Source organism: Streptomyces sp. P5F9, assembly GCF_057961495.1.
Genome location: NZ_JBXVPZ010001046.1, coordinates 1 through 615, shown reverse-complemented (window position 1 = coordinate 615; position 615 = coordinate 1). Strand labels below are relative to the sequence as shown.

Sequence of the window (615 nt, the reverse complement as noted above, 5' to 3'; positions counted from 1 at the left end):
GGCCATTCCCCACAGGGAATTGAGCCGATACCCACCCTCATCGACCATCGACCGCATGGACATCGGCGTACTGCTCCCGACCGGAACCGCCCAGTGGGCCAAGGACGACGACCCGCGCGACCTGATCGCCCTCGCCCGCACCGCCGAACACCTCGGCTTCACCTCCCTCTTCGTGAACGACTCCCTGATCACCCCCCGCGTCGAAGCCCTCACGATGCTCGCCGCCCTGGCCCCGGCAACCAGGACGGCAACCCTCGGCACCGCCGCCCTGCTCCCCTTCCTGCGCCGTCCGGTCCAGGCCGCCCAGTCCCTCGCGTCGATCGACCTCCTCTCCGGCGGCCGCCTCACCCTCGCGGTCGGCGCCGGCTACCCCGGCCGCTTCGGCCGCCCCTTCTACGACCTCTCGGAGGTCCCCTGGCCCCGCCGCTTCGCCCGCCTCGACGAGACGGTCGAACTCTGGCGGGCGCTATGGCAGGGCGCCGACTCCTTCCACGGCGAGTTCCACCACTTCCCCGACCTCCCGCCCTCTCTACGGCCGTACCGCTCCGCCGGCCCGCCCATCTGGCTCGGCGGCGCGACCCCGGCGGCTCTGACCCGCACCGGCCGCCTCTACGA

At 72.7% G+C, this 615-nt stretch carries 1 protein-coding gene; it reads left to right on the top strand.

What is annotated here, in order from left to right:
• Positions 1-55: 55 nt before the first annotated feature.
• A partial coding sequence (locus AC31A1_RS52320; RefSeq protein WP_489660062.1) for an LLM class flavin-dependent oxidoreductase occupies positions 56-615 on the top strand: 560 nt, incomplete at its 3' end.